Source organism: Alcanivorax sediminis, from assembly GCF_009601165.1.
GTDB classification, from domain to species: domain Bacteria; phylum Pseudomonadota; class Gammaproteobacteria; order Pseudomonadales; family Alcanivoracaceae; genus Alcanivorax; species Alcanivorax sediminis.
This window is the reverse complement of the sequence record NZ_WIRE01000001.1, coordinates 1,188,445-1,205,476: the sequence shown is the minus strand read 5'-3', so window position 1 is coordinate 1,205,476 and position 17,032 is coordinate 1,188,445. Positions and strand designations below refer to the sequence as shown.

The following is a 17,032-nucleotide window of genomic DNA, read 5'->3' as shown; positions in this document are numbered from 1 at the left end:
CCCATGCGGGCATGGCGACCACCGCTCTTGTGAGCCAGTCGCCATGCTCTCATGGGCTTCTGTTATTCCAATAATCCCCAGGAGAACGCCATGACCATTGCTTACTGGTGCGTGCTTGCCGCCATCTTTCTGCCTTACCTGTCCACCGGGATCGCCAAATTCCAGGGTGGCTTTGGGCCCAAACAAAACCACAACCCGCGTGAATTTCTGGAAACCCTGGAAGGCAGCCGCAAGCGTGCTCACTGGGCGCAGCAAAATGGTTTTGAAGTCACGCCGGCTTTTGCTGCTGCCGTGATCATCGCCCACCTGGCCGCAACCTCTCCCCAGGGCACCATCGATGGTATTGCGTTGGCATTTGTCCTCAGCAGGGTCATGTTCACCATCTGCTACGTGGCCGACTGGGCCAGCGCTCGCACACTGGTCTGGGCCTTCGGCATGGGCTGTATCGTGGCGCTATTCGTGGGCGTTGGTGGTTAAAGACCGTTTCGAGTTGCGAGGAACGAGTTTCGAAGGGCAAAACCCTGAAGTCACACTAACCTTTTTGCTTTTCGCGACTCGTAACTCGAAACTCGCGTCTCTCCCCTGATGACGACCTACACCATCACCGTCAACGGCAAGGGCACTTTCCCCTGCCGTGAAGACCAGAAGATTATTGACGCCGGCCAGCTGGCCGGCTTCAGCTTTCCCATGGCCTGCCGTAACGGCAATTGCCTGCGCTGCACAGGCGCACTGACAACCGGTCACGTTCAGCAAAAAAACCACACCATTCATGCGGGCGAAGCCGGCAGTGGCCAGGTGCTATACTGCATTGCCCAGCCCTTGAGCGATTGCGAGATTAGCGTGTCCGATGTGACGGCTCCCGGCGAATTACCGGTGCACACCCTGAACTGCCAGATTGGCAAAATTGAATCCCTCAACCACGACGTCAGTCGTGTGTGGCTGACCCTGCCCGCAGGCAAGCGCATCCGTTGGCATGCAGGCCAGTATCTGATGCTCAACCTGCATGGCGAGTGCTATCCGTTCTCCATTGCCAATGCCTGCCAGGGCAGGCAAATGGAGCTGCATGTCCGTCATGGCGACGATAACAGTGCCGCCCAGGACATCATGGCCAGCCTGACCACCGACAGCACCATCAGCGTGACGCTCCCCGCCGGCATTCGTTTTATCGATGAAGCACCGGCGCAACCGGTGTGGTTCATCTGTGGCTCCACCGGCTTTGCCCCGGTGAAGGCCATGATCGAGCGCTTGATAGAGCTGGATTTTCAGCAGCCAACTCGCCTGTTCTGGGGAGCCCGTGTCGCCGAAGACCTCTATCTGACTGATCCATTGCGTGACTGGACCCGCCAGCTGAAGGATTTCGAAGCCACCACCGCGCTGTCCGATATGCAGCACCCTGATCATCAGCAAGGCCTCGTACACGAAGCCGCCCTCGCCGCCCTGAGCGAACCGGCGCTCCCTCTGTTCTTCCTTGGCGGCTCTCCACCCATGGCCTGGGCGGTGTTCGATGCGCTGGTGGAAGAAGGCGTGCCTGCGGAAAATATCCACTCCGACGTATTCGATTACGCGCCGCGGGATTGATCCACCGAAGTTCTCTCCCTCTTATGCCGCAGGAGCCTGCCTGCAGGCGATAAAAGCGAGTGACGAGGTACGAGTTTCGAAAGGCAAAAGCACCGGGATTGAAAGGTTTTCACAACTCGAAACTCGTTACTCGCCTCTTGCCTGCCTCGCCTGGACTCGGATCGCCTGCAGGCAGGCTCCTACGGAGAAAGCTGACACAAAAAAGCCGCGCCAATGGGCGCGGCTTTTGCGTGTAGCGTGTTGCGTGCAGCGTTAATTAAACCGCTTTGTCAGGCAGCGGCAGCGCAGGCAGCTCCCCCTGCAGGCTGTCCAGGCGTTTCTCGAACGCCTTCATGGCCTTGGTGGTATCACCCAGCGCCTGATAGAGACGGGACAATTCAGCCAATGCAGTTGCACTCTGGCTGGAATTGGCCGCGGCTTCAAAGAAACCCTGGGCCTTGCCCCACAGGCGGGCTTTCAGCGCAACACGGCCAGCAGTGATCAACACCGCAGCATTACCCGGGCGCTGTTCCAGCCAGCGCTCAAGAATCTGCAGCAGGTCGTCCGGAGGCACATCATCAATGGCTTCCAGTACCGGCGGCAACCGGTCATCCCATTGCACGTCGAGCTGTTCGCGCACCAGGTTGAGCGCGCCCTTGCCACCGCCAAGCTGAGCCAGAAAACCGGTATAGCGGGCGACCATGGCCGGATCGTTCTTGAGCTGAATCGGCACCTCCTTCCAGAGCTTGCGCAATTCTTCACGACGGCTGTCAGCATCATTAAAGCCGGGCTTGCGAGCCGTTTCCTGCAACAGGGCAAGCCAGGCGCGCCGTTCACGACGCGCTTCTCCATCGCCAAACGCACGCTTGAGGCGCGGCATGAGATCACACAACGCCACCCAGTCACGCTGGCTTTCCAGCACCTGGGCATAGGTGCGCAGGATGCGTTTGTTTCGCGGAGCAATGTCGGCCAGCACCTTGAGCTCCTGGCGAGCCTGGTCAGGGTAACCGTCATCCAGTGCAAAGCGGGCTTTCATCAGACCGGCGACCAAGCGCCCGCGCTGATCACTACCCGCCTTTTCCAAATAGCGCTGCGTAGCTTCGATGTTGTCTTGCTCCTGGGCCGCTTCCGCTGCCAACAACCAGGCCAGCAGCGGCCATTCGCCATCCTCACCAGCAGCCACCAGCAGCCGCTCGGATTTCTCCAGCTCACCATCCACCAATTGCAGGAACCCCGCACGCAGCCGACGGGCAGCCACGGCTTTTTTCCAGCGACGCGTGGCGCGCACCGGTTCAAACATGTTCCAGGCCGCATTGCCCAGCAGCGTCAGCACCACCAGGGCCACCGCCGCCACGATCCCCATCAACACCACAAACCCCAGCGTGGTATCCATGGAAAAATCATCCCGGATGACCAGCACATAACCGGAGTCAGCAGCCATCCAGCGCCCCATCACCAGGGCAGCAATCAGCGCAGCGACAACCAGCAGGACGACTTTCTTCATGCGTCACCTTCCTTGCGCTTGAGAGCTTCGATGGCGGTCAGGCCAGCGCCGATCTCGGGCAACACATAAGCCACCTGCTGGCCACCCATTTCGGAGAGCACCTCACGCATGTGGGAGGCTCGCGGGTCATCCTTGCGGAACCACTGCTTGAGGGTCAGGTCCGCATTGGTGAGCGCCTGCTGGTAGGCTTCACCGCGGCCCTGCATCAATGCCAGCTGGGCCTGCTGCAGGCTGCCATCCAGCGTCAGGCGAACCAGTGAGGCCTGCTCGGCAGACAGGGGCAGCGGCACCCGGCCGTCGTGATGACGCACGGTTACCGGCATGCGATCAAGCACATCTTTCCACCAGGGCTGGCTGACGTCCGGGGTATCACGCTCCGGCGGCGCTTCTTCCACCGGCACCGCCAGCTCGGCCACCGTCTGACGCAAAGCCCCCAACTGCAGCACCATGCCCTGGACATCCACCTTGTTGGCACGGCTCAGCTTGTCCATATCCACCGCCAGGGCCTGACGCGCAACCAATACAGAAGGATCATCAATGCGTGCCAGCACACCATCGGCGGCTTCCAGCAAGCGACGCGCCGCCATGGCATCCTGGGTGAGCAACAATCGCTGGCTGGCGAGGCTGGCCAAAGCACGGGCTTCATTGATCAGCCACAGCTTTTGGCCACCGGTTTTCATGTCGGTGAGGATCGCCTGGTCTTTTACCCTCTGGGCAGCCTGCTCAGCCTGTTTCTTCTCAAACGCAGCCAGGGCTCCCTGCACTTCGCTGCGCTGGGCAGCCATGTCGGACTTGAGCTTTTCCATCTGCCCGACCACATCCGACTTGTCAGCCTGCAGACGCTGATATTCCTGCCAGCCCAACCAGCCACCGGCACCAATGACGCCAGCCAGAATCAGAATGACGAGTACAAGCCAACGGGTCATACCAGTCTGGCGGGAATAAAGGCGGTCCTGCGTCATGACAGCTCCATGATCTGGTTGTTTTAATTCGCAATTAAACGACACCTGAAAAACCTTAATGGGGGCAAGGCACGGTGTCCATTAAACAATGTAATGTCGCCGCACGCGCAATCAGGTCAATTCGGGTAACGCGGCCAGCATATCTTCATCGTGGGCACTGGCTGCCACCCGGATCTCACCATTGAAATCTTCCGCGACAGCGCTTGCTACACGGTCTCCGGCTGCAATAACACCACAGCGAGCCGGCACATGTTCTGAAATCGCATGCCAGCTTTCTACACTGGTGACCATGAGCCAGTCACACCTTGAGGGCACCTGAAACTGCAGATTGGGTGAGCGTTGATAGAAAGAGAGTGAAGTAACTGTGGCACCTCGGGCTGACAGGGTATCGGCCAGCAGCTCCCTGCCGCTGTTACCACGGCAGATCAGCACTTTTTTCTCGGCGAGATCCTGCAGACAAGACAAACCCAGCACGGCTTCGCTGTTGAAGCCCCGGTCGGGCAACTCCGGCTCCAGATGCCATGACACCAGCTCCGCGGCCGTAGCCCGGCCCACGGCGAGCCAGTGAACACCCACCGGCCACTGTGGCCAGAGATCCGCCATGGCAGAAAGGGCGAGACGTGCAGCATTGGCGCTGGCAAAAAAAACGGCATGAAACTGATCCAGTTCCATCAGAACACGGCCAGTATCTCCACTCACTGGCTCGGGCTCAATCAGCAGGGCAGGACAATGGTCCGCACCATAGCCCGCCTGAATCAGCGCATCCAATAATGGCTGTTGCTGACCTTCAGGGCGGGTCACCAGCACATTCATGACTTAGTGCTTCTGGTACAGCGCCTGAAGAATGGCATCGGCGCCCTTGCCCAGCAGCTCTTCTGCCAGACGCACGCCCAACTCGGCGCCGTCAGCCCGATGAGCACGCCCTTCGACCCGCAATACCCGACTGCCATCTTCTTCGGCCACCAGCGCCCGCATCCACAGCTCGTCCCCTTCCAGCAGGGCGAAACCGGCAATCGGCACCTGACACCCCCCTTCCAGACGGCGGTTCATGGCGCGCTCCGCCACCACACGGTCCCAGGTGTCCTTGTCGCTCAGCGGGCTGAGCAATGCGATGGTGCGGGCATCTCCCTCACGACATTCGATGCCAACCGCACCCTGCCCCACGGCGGGAAGAGACTCCTCCGGGGGCATTTCGTAACGAATGCGCTCGTGCATTTCGAGGCGCTTGAGGCCCGCAGCGGCCAGAATGATGGCATCAAACTCGCCGGCATCCAGCTTGCCGAGTCGGGTCTGCACGTTGCCACGCAGGCTTTTTACCACCAGATCGGGACGGTTGGCTTTCAGCTGGGCCTGACGGCGCAGACTGGAGGTGCCCACGCAGGCACCCTGAGGCAAGGAAGAAAGGCTGTCGTAGGTATTGGACACAAACGCGTCCCGGGGATCTTCCCGTTCGCAGATTACCGGCAGCTCAAACCCCGGTGGCAACTCCATGGGCACATCCTTCATGGAATGCACGGCAATGTCCGCGCGGCCGTCCATCATCGCCTCTTCCAGCTCCTTGACGAACAGGCCCTTGCCGCCGATCTTGGCCAGCGGGGTATCGAGGATCTTGTCCCCCTGCGTCTTGATCCGCACCAGCTCCACGCTCAACCCTTCGTGCAGGCTTTCCAGACGCGCCTGTACATACTCTGCCTGCCAGATGGCCAGCGGACTGGAACGGGTGGCGATACGCAAGATTTCGCGGGACATGGGGCATCCTGAAGGCTGTGAATTTAGGCCGACAGTCTATCAGTTTAAGCAGCAATTAGGAGAGATTCAGCGCGAAGGGAAGTGGAGTTACGAGAAGCGAGTTACGAAAAGCAAAACCTGGGAAGTAAAACAGGTTTTCGCAACTCGTCACTCGCTGCTCGCGGCTGGATCAGTTGCCGTACACAACCACCGTATATTCCGCCAGCACCCCGAAGAAGTTCTGCGCTTCGTAATCCACGTGGTGGATCTCGGTGATGCCACCGTTGCGGGCAGCGGTCTGGATGGTGGCATCGCCGGAGGCGATCAGGCCAAGGATGGAACGGGTGGAAGCACGGCCAACGCGAGTCGGCTTCTCGGTAGAAGCGGTGGCGGTCAGCGGCGCCTTCACGTTGGCATAGAGCAGGCCGGATACCGGCATGGTGGCAGTGGCACAGCCGCTCAGCAGCACGGCGCTGGCCAGCAGCATAAGGAATTTCTTCATGACGTTTTTCCTGTTGTTGTTATTTGAGGCATACCCCCAGCAGAGCCAAGGCTAGCATGACCGGGTAATCGTGTTAATTACCCGATCTGCCATGGCCTAGAGACTCTGCAGCACCTTGCGCAAGCCAGCCACATGGCGGCGGCTCACGGTCAATCGTTCCTCAATGCCGCGTAGACGTACCTGATGATGTCCGGCCGTGGCCAGCTCCATCCCTTCGATGTATTTCAGGGCCACCAGCGCATTGCGGTGAATACGCACGAATTGCTCGCCAAACTCGGTTTCCAGATCCTTGAGGGTCTCGTCGATGAGGACTTCCCCCTCACTGAAGCACACCGTCACGTATTTCTGGTCGGCCAGGAAGTAACGCACATCGTCCACCGGCACCAGTTCCAGACCACGGTGAGTGCGGGCGCTGATATGGCCCCGGCGACGGGGTTTCTCCTCGCTGACCTCCCGGCCCAGCTCTGCCAGCTGTACCCGGTTGAGGGTGCGGGCCTTGGCCAGCGCCACCTCAAGGTCGCTGAGGCTGACCGGCTTGAGCAGGTAGTCCACCGCATGCACCTTGAACGCCTGGAGAGCATGCTCATCGTAGGCGGTACAGAAGATGATAGCCGGGGGGTTGTCGATCTTGCTGAGGTGCTCGGCCGCCTCCATGCCATCCATTTCCGGCATGCGGATATCCATCAGCACCACGTCCGGGCGATGCTCCTGGGCCTGTTCAATGGCTTCGCGACCGTTGGCCGCCTCGGCCACCACTTCCACGTTATCAGCCTTCTCGACCAGACGCTTCAGTCGATCCCGGGCCAGCTGTTCGTCATCACACACTAGTACCCGCATAATTTTCATCCCTTATCGTTGCAGCGGATATCGAATCTCGATCTCGTATTCTTTTTCTTGCGGTCGGGCCTCCACCCCCACCTGATCACCATACAGGGCTTCCAGGCGGTGGCGAATATTCTCCAGTGCCATTCGGTTGCCCTTGTGATGGCCATCACCGGATGGTTTGGGGTTACTCACCGACAGTAACAGCATCCCGTCCACTTCCACGGCCCGAATGGTCACCAGACCACCCGCAGCCAACGGTTGGATACCATGATAAATGGCATTTTCGAGCAAGGGTTGCAAGGTTAACAGTGGAATTGGGATCTTTGCGGCATTCACCTGAATATCCCATTCCACGCTGAGACGCTCGCCCATGCGCAGCTGTTCAATATGAATATAGCGGCGACACAGCTCCAGTTCATCCTCCAGTGAGGCCTCGGCACCCGTGCTTTTCAGGCTGGCGCGAAACAGCACCGAGAGATCTTCCACCACCTGCTCGGCAGCATCCGGGTCCACCGCAATCAAGCTGGAAATAATGTTCATGGAATTGAACAGGAAGTGCGGGCGAATCCGGGACTGCAGGGCCTGGATACGGGACTGCAGCTCTGCCTGCCCCTTTTGCCGCAGCTGCTCCTGAACGTAGAAATAGCGCATCACCAGGCCGGAGATAATCGCGGCGATCAGCCCGTTGACCAGTGTTTCCTGATTCACCAGCGAGGTCACCGGCAGAACACCGGCCACCCAGCCCATCACCGTATTGGCAATGATGCTGAAGACCAGGGTATCCAACACCACCAGCAGCACCACTGCCACCGCGGCCGAGTCAGAGGACAACCGGTTGAGTCGAGGGCGCAGCTGGCACACCAGCGCGGCCGATGTGAGCCCCACCCACTGCACGAACAACGAGGTCGTGGCCAGCCGGGCGAGACTGAAATCATCGTAGTAAGTGGCCACCAGGGTGACCATCAGCGCCAGCAATTCCGCGACAACGACAACGACCAGTACCGCGCGGGCACTGCAAAGATCCGGCAGAAAGCTCGAGGAGGGCTGCTCTTCCATGGCCGCCATTCCTTCTCCTTATCAGTAGAAATTATGAGCCTTGAGACACTTATACCTGAACATCGCTTCAGCCCCAAGGGATTGTTATAACGGCGAGGGGAGGGATCACGGCATCTCACTGCACAGAGGCCCGCACGCAGTTATTCAGAGGTTCCGCCGTCCCTGCTATACTGCGCGCCCGCAATTCCGGCTTTAGATGAGCAAGAACGATGACTGACAAGCAGCAGAACAAACTCTGGGGCGGCCGCTTCAGCGAATCCACCGACCAGTTCGTGCAGGAATTCACCGCCAGCGTGAATTTCGACCAGCGCATGTACCGTCAGGACATCTTCGGCTCCCAGGCCCACGCCACCATGCTGGCCGAAGTGGGTGTGCTCACCGATGAAGAGCGCGACGCCATCATCAATGGTCTGGCGGAAATCCAGAAGGAAATCGAAGCCGGCGAATTCCAGTGGTCTGTGGCCCTGGAAGACGTTCACATGAACATTGAGGCGCGCCTCACCGACAAGATCGGCATTACCGGCAAGAAGCTGCACACCGGGCGCAGCCGTAACGACCAGGTGGCCACCGATATCCGCCTGTGGCTGCGCGATGAAATGCTGATCATGGAAGAACAGTACCTGTACCTGATGCAGGGCCTGCTCAACCTGGCCGAGCGCGAAGCCGCCACCATCATGCCGGGCTTCACCCACCTGCAGACTGCCCAGCCCGTGACCTTTGGCCACCACCTGCTGGCCTGGTTTGAAATGCTCAAGCGCGACCGTGAGCGCCTGCTGGACTGCAAGAAACGGGTCAACCGCATGCCGCTGGGCGCCGCCGCCCTGGCCGGCACCACCTACCCGATCAACCGTCAGCGCACCTGTGAGCTGCTCGGCTTTGACGGCGTGTGCGAGAACTCTCTGGATGCGGTAAGCGACCGTGATTTCGCCATCGAATTCTGCGCCCTGGCCGCCCTGACCATGACGCACCTGTCGCGCATCAGCGAAGAGCTGGTACTGTGGACCAGTGCCCAGTTCAACTTCATCAACCTGCCTGATCGTTTCTGTACCGGCAGCTCCATCATGCCGCAGAAGAAAAACCCGGACGTGCCGGAGCTGGTACGAGGCAAGACCGGCCGCGTCAACGGCCACCTGATCAGCCTGCTGACCCTGATGAAGAGCCAGCCGCTGGCGTACAACAAGGACAACCAGGAAGACAAGGAACCGCTGTACGACGCGGTGGACACCCTCAAGGGCTGCCTGCGCGCCTTCGGTGACATGATTCCGGCCCTGGAGCCCAACCGCGAGGTGATGCGTGAAGCAGCCCGCCGCGGCTTCGCCACCGCCACCGATCTGGCCGACTACCTGGTGCGCAAGGGCATCGCCTTCCGTGACTCCCACGAGATCGTCGGCAAGGCCGTGGCCTATGGCGTCGAGAAGAAGAAGGACCTCAGCGACATGTCCCTGTCCGAGCTGAAACAGTTCAGTGACCAGATCGAAGACGACGTGTTTGACGTCCTGACCCTGGAAGGCTCCGTGAGCGCCCGAAACCATATTGGCGGCACCGCCCCCGATCAGGTTCGCGCCGCCGTTGCCCGCGCTCGCGAAGCGCTGGACAATACCGGTAACGCCTAAGCCATCATTGCTGGCGGCCTGCCCTACGCATGCCGCCAGCCAACGCCGGAGCCCGACCATGCGTCTTCCCGCCCTGTGCTTGCTTGCCCTGCTGGCCGGATGCGGCCAGAAAGGCCCGCTGTACTTTGCCCCTGAGGAACCCGTACAGCCGGCCGCCAGCCAACCGGCCCCAGACAACGCTGACGAAGTTCAGCAAGACGACCAACAGGACTGATCATGGATCATTTCCAGTACCGCGACGGTGAGCTATTCGCCGAAGAACTGCCGGTAGAGCAACTGGCCGAACGGTTCGGCACGCCCTTGTACCTGTATTCCCGCGCCTCGCTGGAAGAACACTACAAGGCCTTCGATGAAGCCTTCGGCGACCACCCCCATCAGGTCTGCTATGCGGTCAAGGCCAATTCCAACCTGGCGGTGCTGAATGTGCTGGCCCGCTGCGGCGCCGGTTTCGATATCGTTTCCGGTGGCGAGCTGGAGCGAGTACTGCGCGCCGGCGGTGATCCGGACAAGATCGTCTTCTCCGGTGTCGGCAAGACCGCCGCCGAAATGGCCGCCGCCCTCAAAGCAGGCATTCACTGCTTCAACGTGGAATCTGCTGCCGAGCTGGAACTGCTCAATCTGGTGGCCGGTGAGCTGGAGATGGAAGCGCCCATCGCCATTCGGGTAAATCCCGACGTGGACGCCCAGACCCATCCCTACATTTCCACCGGCTTGAAAGACAACAAGTTCGGCGTGGATATCGAGAAGGCGCCGGCCCTGTACCAGCGCGCCCACGAGATGCCGCATATCCGCATTCTCGGCATCGATTGCCACATCGGCAGCCAGCTCACCAACCTGGCGCCGTTTGAAGACGCGCTGGAGCGGGTACTGAAACTGCTGGAGACCCTCCAGAAAGTCGGCATCGAGATCCATCACCTGGATCTGGGTGGCGGCCTCGGCGTGACCTATAACGAAGAGACCCCGCCGGACCGCGCCGCCTACGTGCAGGCCCTGCTCAAGCACATTCCCGGCGACCTGCCGGTGCACATCGAGCCCGGCCGTTCCATTGCGGCCAACGCAGGGGTATTCATCACCCAGGTGCTGTTCCTCAAGCCCACCGAGCACAAGAACTTCGCCATCGTCGACGGCGCCATGAACGACCTGATCCGCCCCAGCCTTTACTCGGCCTGGCAGAACATCGTGCCGGTAAAGCCCCATGATGCCGACTGCCGCACCTGGGATATCGTTGGCCCGGTGTGTGAAACCGGCGACTTCCTCGGCAAGGATCGCGCCTTGTCCCTGGAAACCGGCGACCTGCTCGCCGTGCGCAGTGCCGGCGCCTACGGCTTCGCCATGGCCAGCAACTACAACAGCCGCAACCGCCCCGCCGAAATTATGGTGGATGGCGACCAGGCCTTTGTGGTGCGTCAGCGGGAGACCTTCGACGAGCAACTGAAGCTGGAATCGTTGCTGCCCTAAAGATACGCAACGCACAGCACGCTTCACGCGACAGGCAAAAAGCAAAAAGGCCCGCCCGGAAAACCGAGCGGGCCTTTTGCCTGACAGCCTATCTGCGCAGCTCTTGCAGGGTATCTGACTGGTTTTTTGGTGGCGGTGAGAGTCGCAGCACCTTGATGCCCAGCCACGCATAGGCCAGCGCCAGCACCGGATTGACCAGGTTGAAGAACGCGAAGAAAAGATAGTCGGTGACTGGCACCAGCAGCACGGACTGCATGTAGGCGCCACAGGTGTTCCAGGGAATCAACGGGCTGGTGATGGTGCCACCATCTTCCAAGGCGCGGGACAGATTCACTGGCGCCAGCCCCTGGCGCTCGTATTCCTCGCGGAACATACGGCCCGGCATGATGATGGAAATGTATTGATCGGCGGTGAGAATGTTGCTGCCAAAACAGGTGGCCAGGGTGGCCGTGATCAACCCTGCAGCCCCTTTCACCATCCCCAGCAGGCCTTCAATCAGCCGTGCCAGCAGACCCGCTTTTTCCATCACGGCCCCGAAGGCCATGGCGCACATGATCAGCCAGACGGTGTTCATCATCGACGCCATACCGCCACCGGAGAGCAGATCGTTGAGCGCCGCATCACCGGCATCTACGGTGATGCCAGCAAAGAACGTCTGCCAGATCACCTGCAGGGTCAGCGCCCAGTCCGGATTCTCCACGCCGGCTTGCACCGCAATAGCGTCTTGCTGAAACAGCAGCGCCCAGACACCGCCCACCAGCGCACCAATGAAGATGGCGGGCAAAGCCGGCATGCGCTTGAGCGCCATGAACAGCAGCAGCCCCAATGGCACCAGGTGCACCATGGAAATATGAAACTGGCTCTCCAGTCCCGCCAGCAACGGCGCGATGCGATCCTCCCCTGCCTCCGGGATATCCGTGCTCAGCCCCATCACCAGAAAGATCAACAGGGCAATCACGATGGACGGCACCGTGGTCCACAGCATCAGACGGATATGCTCGAACAGCTCCGACCCGGCCACCGCCGGTGCCAGGTTGGTGGTTTCCGAGAGCGGGGAAATCTTGTCGCCAAAATAGGCACCCGACACCACCGCGCCCGCCGCCACCGGGAGGGACAAGCCCAGCCCACTGGCAACCCCGATCAATGCCACCCCCACGGTGGCCGCCACCGTCCAGCTGGAGCCGATACTCAAGGCGATGACCGCACAGATCAGACAGGCCGCCGCGTAGAACAAGGACGGATTCATCAGCTCCAGCCCGAAGTAGATCAGGGATGGCACGATGCCCGCCAGCCGCCAGGTACCGATCAACGCACCCACGGAGAGCAGAATAAGAATGGCGCCCAGCGCCACAGAGATACCCTGCACCATGGCGGTTTCGATTTCCCGCCAGGAGAGACCGTTCTTGAGGCCAATCAGGGAGGCCAGACCCGCACAGAACAATAACGCAACCTGGTTGGGGCCGTAGGAAGCATCATCACCGTACAGGTACACCGCCGCCGCCAGCAGGCTGATCAATACCAGGATAGGAAACAGGGCATCCAGAAGGGAGGGACGACGAAGTCGGGATTCGGTCATGACGGCAGGATCCGGAACAAGGACTTTCAGTTATACGCCCCCGACAGCGAGTGAGCACTCACGGTAGCGCTGAAAGCGGCGCAGTCTACCAGTGCCTTGGGCTCCTTGCAGCGCCAGCCGTCGGGACAATTATCCCGCCGTGCCAGCAAGCGCGTTGAGTGCCTCGCCCTCAAGACGATAGCGTACCCATTCCGACTGCGGGCGAGCACCGAGGCTTTCATAAAACTCAATGGCCGGGGTGTTCCAGTCCAGTACGCTCCATTCGAAGCGGCCACAATTCTGTTCGACGGCAATGGCGGCCAGTTGCGCCAACATCGCCTTGCCCAACCCCGCTCCCCGACAGGCAGGCTCCACAAACAGATCTTCAAGGTAAAGACCGTTGCGCCCCTGCCAGGTGGAGTAGTTGAAGAAGTAGATTGCCATGCCCACCAGCCGGCCATCTTGCTCGGCCACGATTGCATGGGCGGTAGCACCAGCGTCAAACAAGGTAGACGCCAGCTGTGCTTCATCGGTTTCCACCTGATCTTCCGCTTTCTCATAGCGAGCCAGCGAGCGGATCAGGCGCAACAACTCCGCAGCATCCTCGCGGCGGGCCGTTCGCAGCAACGCACTCATGGCAGCTCTTCAGTCAGCCGCTTCACCAGTGTATGGCCGCCGGTTTCACACAGGTGCTTTTCCAGCAACGGCATGGCCTGGGCCATGTGCTGAGGCAGGGTGTAAGGCGGGTTGACCACCAGCATGCCGGAACCGGTCATGCCGCGCCCGGAGGCATCCGGCTTCACACACAGCTCCACACGCAACATGTTGGGAATCTCCGCCTTCACAAACTGACGGATAAACGACTCAGTGCGATTGCGGTCCATCACCGGATACCAGATGGCATAGGTGGCAGTGGCCCAGCGCTCCATGGCCATCTGCAGCGCCGGCAGCATTTCCCGGTAGTCTTTCTCCAGCTCGTAGGAAGGATCGATCAGCACCATACCGCGACGATGCTGCGGCGGCAGCATGGCCTTGAACCCGTGCCAGGCATCCATTTTCTCCACTCGCACCTGCTTGTTGCCGGCAAACAGCTTGCTGAGCAGTTCCACGTCAGTGCTGTGCAGCTCGGTACATTGCAGCCGGTCCTGCTCACGCAGCAAACTGGCGCTGATTCTTGGCGACCCCGGATACTCGCGCAGCTTGCCCACCGGGTTAAGCTGCTTCACGAGCCTCACATACTGATCAATCACCCCGACACCGGTACGCTGCTCCCACAGGCGTTCAATGCCTGCGCGATATTCCCCGGTCTTCTGCATATGATCACTGTCGATCAGGTAGTTCCCCGCCCCAGCATGGGTATCGTGCACCGTGAAGGGCTTATCCTTCTTTTTCAGGTACTCGATGATGGCAATCTGCACGATGTGTTTGAGAACATCGGCGAAGTTGCCGGCGTGATAGCTGTGGCGATAGGAAAGCATGATGGCAGCCTGAAAGAGTGTAAGGGGCGCATTGTACACCTGAGCCGGCATTGTAGCAGCGAGAAGCGAGTGACGAGTTACGAAAGGCAAAACCGGTTTTGATCTTCGAAACTCGCGACTCGAGACTCGTCACGCCCCCTGACGCCGCCTGCCAGCCGGAGTACAATGACCCTTTTACCCTGTACCGGACACCTGCAATGAACCTGCGCTTCACCAAAATGCACGGCCTCGGCAATGATTTCATGGTCATCGACGGCATTAGCCAGCCGCTAGCGGAGGACGGTCTGCCGTTTTCCGCCGATGAAATCCGTCGCCTCGGGAGCCGACATTTCGGGGTGGGCTTCGACCAGATGCTGATCGTGCAACCGGCCCGTGGCGGCGAAGCCGACTTCCGCTACCGCATCCTGAATGCCGATGGTTCAGAAGTGAGCCAGTGCGGCAACGGTGCTCGCTGCTTTGCCCGCTTTGTCCGCGATCAGGGACTCACCGACAAACCGGCAGTGGTAGTAGAAACCGCCGCCGGCCTGATGACGCTGACCATCACCGACGATGAACAGGTCACCGTGGACATGGGCGCGCCGCGCTGGGCACCGCAAGACATTCCCATGACCGCCAGTGAAGAAGCTGACAGCTACTTCCTGGTATCCGGCACACAAGCCTGGGAAGTGGGTGCGGTGGGCCTTGGCAACCCGCACTGCACCCTGCTGGTGGAGAATGTGGATACCGCGCCGGTGGAAACCGTTGGTCCTGTTCTGGAAAGCCATGAGCAGTTCCCGGAGCGGGTCAATGTAGGCTTTATGCAGGTCGTCAACCGTAACGAGATACGCCTGCGGGTGTACGAGCGCGGCGCGGGTGAAACCCTGGCCTGTGGTTCCGGTGCCTGCGCCGCCGTTGTTATCGGCCAGCGACGCGGCGTTCTGGATGAGCGGGTCACTGTTCACCTGCCCGGTGGCAGCCTGCAGGTTGAATATGCCGGAACCGGCGGCATTCGGATGACAGGGCCTGCCAGCCGTGTCTATGATGGCACCATCGAGATTGACTGAATCCGCACAGACGGATCCCACCAGCACAGGATAGACAGATGACGGATCACAGCCCGGTAAGCGCCGATCAGGTTGCCGCCTATTTGCGCGATAACGCGGACTTCTTTGAACAGCGCCCTGAGCTGCTGGAGCTGTTACGCCTGCCCGACCCCAAGGGGCAGGCCGTCTCTCTGCTGGAGCGCCAGGCCTCCATCCTGCGCGAACGCAATACCGAGCTGCGCGACCGCCTCAATGGCCTGCTTGATGTGGCCAGGGAAAATGACCACCTGTTCGACAAGACCCGCAGACTGACCCTCTCCCTGCTGGAAGCCCGCAGTGCAGAAAAACTGTTCCGCAACTTGCTCACCAGTCTGGCCGATGATTTCCGCAGTGATCGCGTCTCCCTGATGCTGTACGACCGCGAAATGCCCATCCTGGGTGACTTGCGCAACCAGATTCGCTGTGTAGACAGCACCGCCCTGCCACAAGCCCTCAATCACCTGCTGCGTAACGGCAAAGCCGTGTGCGGTGCCATGCGTCAGGAAGAAATGGAAGCGCTGTTCAAGGAACACGCCACGGATATCCGCTCTGCTGCCATGGTGCCGCTGGAGTTTCAGGGGCGCCTGGGGCTGTTGGCCATTGGCAGCAAGAGTGCCATGCACTTCCGCAGTTCTCTGGGCACGTTGTTCATCACTCACATCGGCCAGGTATTGAGCCGCCGCCTGCATGAAGTGCTACGCCAGTACCCGCACCAGGCAGCGAAAAAATCAATGAATAGTGAATAACTAATAATGAATAGTGAAAAGAACGACGCTTCTGACGTTATTGATTCTTCACTATTAATGATTAACTCCTTCCTCAAGCATCTTGAGTCTGAGCGACGGTTGTCTCCGCATACCGTCAGCAATTATCAGCGTGATCTGAAAGAGGCCGCCCGGGTACTCCGGCAGCCGGACTGGGCCGGCGTCACCGTGCACGACATCCGCTCGCTGGTGGCCACGCTGCACCGCCAGGGCAAGGGCGGCAAAACCATTTCCCGCCAGCTCTCCACCCTCCGCACCTTTTACCGTTACCTGATGCGCGAAGGCATTGCCAAAGACAACCCGGTGATGGACGTGCGTGCGCCCAAAAGTGGCAAACGCCTGCCCAAGGCACTGGATGCGGATCAGGTCAGCCAGCTTCTGGATGCCGGCATCGACAAGGGCGACCCATTAAGCCTGCGCGACCAGGCCATCATGGAGCTGTTCTACGCCTGCGGTCTGCGGCTGGCCGAACTGCTCAGCCTGGATATCGACAGCATCGATATGTCTGCAGCCCAGCTGCTCGTCACGGGCAAAGGCAACAAGACCCGCCAGCTCCCCATGGGCAAACCGGCAGTGACCGCGCTCAAACGCTGGCTCAAGGCACGCACGCTGTTTGTGAAAGACAGCGCCGAAAAGGCCGTCTTTCTCAGCAAGAATGGTAAGCGCCTGTCGCCGTCCAGCGTGCAGCAACGGCTCAAGCGACACGCTCTGGAACGCGGACTGGATGACCACCTCCACCCACACAAGCTACGCCATTCCTTCGCCACTCACTTGCTGGAATCCTCTGGCGACCTGCGCGCTGTACAGGAACTGCTTGGCCATGCCGACCTGGCCACTACCCAGGTCTACACCCATCTGGATTTCCAGCACCTGGCCCAGGTATACGATGGAGCCCATCCGAGAGCCCAGCGCCGCAGTGAGGATGATGAGGAATCTTCCTGATTCCAGCCTTTAACTGCAGGAACGTAA

At 60.1% G+C, this 17,032-nt stretch carries 18 protein-coding genes; 8 read left to right on the top strand and 10 right to left on the bottom strand.

Annotated features, from left to right (window positions below; translation table 11 throughout):
• Nucleotides 1-90: 90 nt before the first annotated feature.
• Together GFN93_RS05440 and GFN93_RS05435 are read left to right on the top strand one after the other, a co-directional pair.
• On the top strand, nt 91-477 hold the full coding sequence (locus tag GFN93_RS05440) for an MAPEG family protein (RefSeq protein ID WP_153499584.1): 387 nt from the start codon (nt 91-93) through the stop codon (nt 475-477).
• A 108-nt stretch (nt 478-585) separates the two neighbouring features.
• Nucleotides 586-1,578: a 2Fe-2S iron-sulfur cluster-binding protein gene (locus tag GFN93_RS05435; RefSeq protein WP_153499582.1), complete on the top strand. Its 993-nt coding sequence runs from the start codon at nt 586-588 to the stop codon at nt 1,576-1,578.
• A gap of 256 nt (nt 1,579-1,834) precedes the next feature.
• Here GFN93_RS05435 and GFN93_RS05430 read toward each other — a convergent pair whose 3' ends face one another.
• The 7 genes from GFN93_RS05430 to GFN93_RS05400 form a co-directional block, all read right to left on the bottom strand.
• Complete coding sequence (locus tag GFN93_RS05430; RefSeq protein ID WP_153499581.1) at nt 1,835-3,061, bottom strand: heme biosynthesis HemY N-terminal domain-containing protein; 1,227 nt, start codon at nt 3,059-3,061, stop codon at nt 1,835-1,837.
• The gene (locus GFN93_RS05425; protein ID WP_153499579.1) at nt 3,058-4,023 is read right to left on the bottom strand and encodes a uroporphyrinogen-III C-methyltransferase; all 966 of its coding nucleotides are present in this window, start codon (nt 4,021-4,023) and stop codon (nt 3,058-3,060) included. Before GFN93_RS05425 ends, GFN93_RS05430 begins: the two co-directional genes overlap by 4 nt.
• Nucleotides 4,024-4,134: 111 nt before the next feature.
• The gene (locus tag GFN93_RS05420; protein ID WP_153499577.1) at nt 4,135-4,836 is read right to left on the bottom strand and encodes a uroporphyrinogen-III synthase; all 702 of its coding nucleotides are present in this window, start codon (nt 4,834-4,836) and stop codon (nt 4,135-4,137) included.
• Between the two features lie 3 nt (nt 4,837-4,839).
• The gene (gene hemC, locus GFN93_RS05415) at nt 4,840-5,772 is read right to left on the bottom strand and encodes a hydroxymethylbilane synthase (RefSeq protein WP_153499575.1); all 933 of its coding nucleotides are present in this window, start codon (nt 5,770-5,772) and stop codon (nt 4,840-4,842) included.
• Between the two features lie 169 nt (nt 5,773-5,941).
• Complete coding sequence (locus GFN93_RS05410) at nt 5,942-6,253, bottom strand: TRL-like family protein (RefSeq protein ID WP_153499574.1); 312 nt, start codon at nt 6,251-6,253, stop codon at nt 5,942-5,944.
• A 96-nt stretch (nt 6,254-6,349) separates the two neighbouring features.
• Nucleotides 6,350-7,090: a LytR/AlgR family response regulator transcription factor gene (locus GFN93_RS05405; RefSeq protein WP_153499572.1), complete on the bottom strand. Its 741-nt coding sequence runs from the start codon at nt 7,088-7,090 to the stop codon at nt 6,350-6,352.
• Nucleotides 7,091-7,102: 12 nt separating this feature from the next.
• Nucleotides 7,103-8,143: a sensor histidine kinase gene (locus GFN93_RS05400; RefSeq protein WP_235901676.1), complete on the bottom strand. Its 1,041-nt coding sequence runs from the start codon at nt 8,141-8,143 to the stop codon at nt 7,103-7,105.
• Nucleotides 8,144-8,343: 200 nt separating this feature from the next.
• On the opposite strand from GFN93_RS05400, the gene argH reads away from it, so the two are divergent.
• From argH to lysA, 3 genes are read left to right on the top strand one after another with little or no spacing between them, the layout of a single operon-like run.
• The gene (argH, locus tag GFN93_RS05395) at nt 8,344-9,747 is read left to right on the top strand and encodes an argininosuccinate lyase (protein WP_153499570.1); all 1,404 of its coding nucleotides are present in this window, start codon (nt 8,344-8,346) and stop codon (nt 9,745-9,747) included.
• Nucleotides 9,748-9,805: 58 nt separating this feature from the next.
• Nucleotides 9,806-9,961 (top strand): LPS translocon maturation chaperone LptM, encoded by a 156-nt coding sequence (gene lptM, locus GFN93_RS05390; protein ID WP_153499568.1) that lies wholly within the window; start codon nt 9,806-9,808, stop codon nt 9,959-9,961.
• 2 nt (nt 9,962-9,963) lie between these two features.
• Complete coding sequence (lysA, locus tag GFN93_RS05385; protein ID WP_153499567.1) at nt 9,964-11,205, top strand: diaminopimelate decarboxylase; 1,242 nt, start codon at nt 9,964-9,966, stop codon at nt 11,203-11,205.
• Nucleotides 11,206-11,293: 88 nt separating this feature from the next.
• Here the strand turns inward: lysA and nhaC are convergent, their stop codons facing one another.
• The 3 genes from nhaC to GFN93_RS05370 all read right to left on the bottom strand — a co-directional run bounded on the left by nhaC (nt 11,294) and on the right by GFN93_RS05370 (nt 14,238).
• Entirely contained in the window at nt 11,294-12,781 is a 1,488-nt protein-coding gene (gene nhaC, locus GFN93_RS05380) for a Na+/H+ antiporter NhaC (RefSeq protein ID WP_153499565.1), read from the bottom strand.
• 129 nt (nt 12,782-12,910) lie between these two features.
• Nucleotides 12,911-13,396, bottom strand: coding sequence for a GNAT family N-acetyltransferase (locus tag GFN93_RS05375; RefSeq protein WP_153499563.1), 486 nt, complete (start codon nt 13,394-13,396; stop codon nt 12,911-12,913).
• Entirely contained in the window at nt 13,393-14,238 is an 846-nt protein-coding gene (locus tag GFN93_RS05370; RefSeq protein WP_153499561.1) for a 23S rRNA (adenine(2030)-N(6))-methyltransferase RlmJ, read from the bottom strand. The genes GFN93_RS05375 and GFN93_RS05370 overlap by 4 nt, the downstream gene beginning before the upstream one ends.
• 197 nt (nt 14,239-14,435) lie before the next feature.
• On the opposite strand from GFN93_RS05370, the gene dapF reads away from it, so the two are divergent.
• The 3 genes from dapF to xerC are packed head-to-tail and all read left to right on the top strand — an operon-like array spanning nt 14,436 to nt 17,005.
• On the top strand, nt 14,436-15,281 hold the full coding sequence (gene dapF, locus GFN93_RS05365; protein ID WP_153499559.1) for a diaminopimelate epimerase: 846 nt from the start codon (nt 14,436-14,438) through the stop codon (nt 15,279-15,281).
• Between the two features lie 38 nt (nt 15,282-15,319).
• The gene (locus GFN93_RS05360; protein ID WP_153499557.1) at nt 15,320-16,045 is read left to right on the top strand and encodes a DUF484 family protein; all 726 of its coding nucleotides are present in this window, start codon (nt 15,320-15,322) and stop codon (nt 16,043-16,045) included.
• A 6-nt stretch (nt 16,046-16,051) separates the two neighbouring features.
• Nucleotides 16,052-17,005, top strand: coding sequence for a tyrosine recombinase XerC (gene xerC / locus GFN93_RS05355; protein ID WP_153499555.1), 954 nt, complete (start codon nt 16,052-16,054; stop codon nt 17,003-17,005).
• Nucleotides 17,006-17,032: the final 27 nt, after the last annotated feature.